The organism is Bradyrhizobium sp. (genome assembly GCF_019244115.1).
Taxonomy (GTDB): Bacteria; Pseudomonadota; Alphaproteobacteria; order Rhizobiales; family Xanthobacteraceae; genus Bradyrhizobium.
On sequence record NZ_JAFATE010000878.1, the window covers coordinates 1 to 3,064 of the forward strand.

The window sequence follows — 3,064 nt, forward strand, 5'->3', positions numbered from 1 at the left end:
CGCGCGCTCGAAGCCTCTGGGCACTTCGACACCGAACAGCACCTTGCCCGACAGCAGGAGGTCGTCGAGTTCCTGGACCGAATGGGCTTCCTGCGCGAAACGGAAATAGGCGGTGTTTTGCAAGGCCTTGAGGATCGAGCGGCCGAGGTCGCTGTCCTCCTGCAACAGCACCGCGGTCGGCAGGTTGTGCGGCGTGGTGTTGATGGCATAGCCGAACAATAGCAGCTGCATCACCGGGATCATCACTATCATGGCGAACGAGACCCGGTCGCGCCTGAGCTGGATGAACTCCTTCACCACCATGGCATAGGAGCGGCGCCAGAAGCCGAGCCGCGGCTCCCTGAGCTCGCCTGTGTGTGCGACTGCATCGGTGCTGCTCATTGGAAATTGTCCTTCGAGCGGTTCATCAGATCGATGAAGACGTCCTCCAGCGACGGCGCGGAGGCTTGCCAATGCAAGCCGCTCCTCTCGCGCGACGGCGCGATCGCGGCCTCGAGCGCGCCGCGGTCGCGGCCCGAGACATGCAACGAGGTGCCGAACGGCGCCACCATGTCGACGCCCGGCTTGCCGGTGAGCTCGGCCATCAGGCCGTTGAGACTGTCGCCGCTGACCGTGTAGGTCGTCAGGTCAGATTTCCGGATCACCTCGTCGACGGTGCCGTGCGCCAGCAGATGGCCGTAAGCGATATAGGCGATCTCGTGACAGCGCTCGGCCTCGTCCATGTAATGGGTCGAGACCAGCACGGTCAGCCCTTCCGCCGCCAGCGCGTGGATCTCGTTCCAGAAATCGCGCCGCGCCTTGGGATCGACCCCGGCGGTCGGCTCGTCGAGCAGCAGCAATTGCGGATTGGGCAGCGTGCAGGCGCCGAGCGCGAGCCGCTGCTTCCAGCCGCCGGAGAGCTCGCCCGCGAGCTGACCCTCGCGGCCCGACAGGCCGAGGCGCCGGATCATGTCGCGCGCCGCGCCGGCGGCGTCCGGGACGCCATAGAGGCGGGCGACGAACTCCAGGTTCTCGCGCACCGAGAGGTCCTGGTACAGGCTGAAGCGCTGCGTCATGTAGCCGACCCTGCGCTTGATCTTGTCGGCATCGGCCCGGATGTCGAAGCCGAGGCAGGTGCCCTGCCCGCAGTCGGGCGTCAACAACCCGCACAGCATGCGAATGGTCGTGGTCTTGCCGGAGCCGTTGGGGCCCAGGAAGCCATAGATCTCCCCGCGCTTGACCTGCATCGACAGCTCATGCACGACCTCGCGGCCGCCGAACGATTTGGTCAGGCCTTTGACGTCGATGGCGATGGCGGAATCCGGGGCGCTGGTCATTGCTTGTCCGCAACCGGGATTTTTGCATTGAGATACACGCTGACCGGCTGACCGACCCGCAAGGCGTCAGGCTTCGAGGGCCGCGCCTGAATCAGATAGACGAGCTTCTTGCGCTCATCGAGGCTGTAGATCACGGGCGGTGTGTATTCGGCCGAGGTGGCGATGAAGTAGACGCGCGCGGTGAGATCATCAGCGCAATTGTCGCAGGTCACCTTGACCTCCTCGCCGATCGAGAGCTTCGGCAGCTCCGCCTCCGGCACGAAGAAGCGAATCTTCATGTTGCCGGGCGGCATGATCGACAGCACCGGACGCTGCGCCGGCACCATCTCACCCTCGCGGAAATAAATCTGCTGGACCGTGCCGGCGACCGGCGCAAAGCCCTTGCGCCGCGCGAGCCTCGTTTCCGAGGTGTTGACGCGCGCTTCCGCGACGCGAAGCGATGAGACCGCGGAATCCAGCGTGGCCTGCGTGCCCGCACCCGTCTTGCTCAAGGCGGCGGCGCGGTCATAGGTCTGCTGCGCGTTGGCAAGCGTTGCCTTGTTCTGGTTGAGATCGGCGAGTTGCAGATCGTCGTCGACCGCGTAGAGCTGATCGCCGCTCTTGACCTCGTCGCCCTCGCGCACGTTGAGTTTGGTGACGCGGCCGGACTCGTCGGGACTGACGAAGATCATGTCGGCCTCGACCCAGCCCTGAAAACCGGGATCGCGCTTCTCGTTGCAGCCGGCAACGCTCAACGCCAGCGCCAGGACAGCAACGGCAGATAATGTCTTATGCGGCGACGTCATGTTTCACTCCGTTCGCCAAAAATCAGGTCGAGATGGACGCGCAGCATGTCGCTCGCATCCAGCGGGGAATGTCGCGCGAACAGGCTCTGCCAGATCACCGCCACGATCGCCGGCGCGACAACGATCTGCGGATAGCGCGCGAGCTGCTTCTGGCGGATTTCGCCGCGCGCAATCGCGAGCTCGATCAGCGCCCGCATCCCGGCGAGCCCGCGCGAGATCACCTCGCGGTAGTAGAAGTCCGCGATCGCGGGAAACCGCGGTCCCTCCGCCACGATCAGCCTGATGATGTCGCCCCGCCGGGTGTTCGCCACCTCGCGGATGAAGGTTGCCGCAAAGGCTTCAATCACGTCCCGCACCGTGCCGATCGGAATTTGCGGCGCCGCGATCCGGTTCACCAGCGGGACCAGCGCGGTACGCACCAGCTCCTCGAACATCGACTCCTTGTCCTTGAAGTGCAGGTAGATGGTGCCCTTGGCGACCCCGGCGCGCTTGGCGACGTCGTCGAGCCGGGTGGCGGTGAAGCCCCGCGCGATGAACTCGGTCAGCGCCGCCTCCACGATGGCGGCCCGCCGCTCCGCCGCCCTTTCGGCGCGATTGGAAGCCCCGCTCGGATCGTTCGGCCTCCCGCTCCTGGGGGAGCGGACTTGCTTCGTGGCATCGGGCGTCTTGGGGCTGCTGCTTGTCATGGTCAATTTATGACTGACTAGTCAGTCATTGTCAAGAAGCCAGCGCTCCGAGGTTGAAGCTGTGGTCGTCCTTCTGGATGCGCCGGCTTCTTGTCCCAGTCAGCCACCCCTCTGAAATGCTGGCAGAATCAGGACGTGGACATGCGCGGCAAGCACCGGACAAACCGGCGTTGGAGCGTGCTCACATCGTCGTGTTCGGCAGCAGAAACGGATTCTGGGGTGGCTGCAAAGTTTGAGCCGGCGGTCGATCTCTGCTCGGATATCCCTGCCCAATCCG

General features: G+C 64.8%; 4 protein-coding genes. All 4 read right to left on the bottom strand.

All coding sequences use genetic code 11. The features are described from left to right. The coding region (locus tag JOZ76_RS36915; RefSeq protein WP_366938673.1) for an ABC transporter permease at window positions 1–381 on the bottom strand (381 nt) is incomplete at its 3' end. Further along, window positions 378–1,316, bottom strand: a complete 939-nt coding sequence (locus JOZ76_RS36920) for an ABC transporter ATP-binding protein (RefSeq protein ID WP_291706298.1) — start codon at window positions 1,314–1,316, stop codon at window positions 378–380. The genes JOZ76_RS36920 and JOZ76_RS36915, both read right to left, overlap by 4 nt. Next, window positions 1,313–2,101 carry an HlyD family secretion protein gene (locus JOZ76_RS36925; protein WP_291706299.1) on the bottom strand — a complete coding sequence of 263 codons (789 nt, stop codon included), beginning with the start codon at window positions 2,099–2,101 and terminating at the stop codon, window positions 1,313–1,315. Before JOZ76_RS36925 ends, JOZ76_RS36920 begins: the two co-directional genes overlap by 4 nt. Then, entirely contained in the window at window positions 2,098–2,787 is a 690-nt protein-coding gene (locus JOZ76_RS36930) for a TetR/AcrR family transcriptional regulator (RefSeq protein WP_291706300.1), read from the bottom strand. Before JOZ76_RS36930 ends, JOZ76_RS36925 begins: the two co-directional genes overlap by 4 nt. Between the last annotated feature and the right edge of the window lie 277 nt (window positions 2,788–3,064).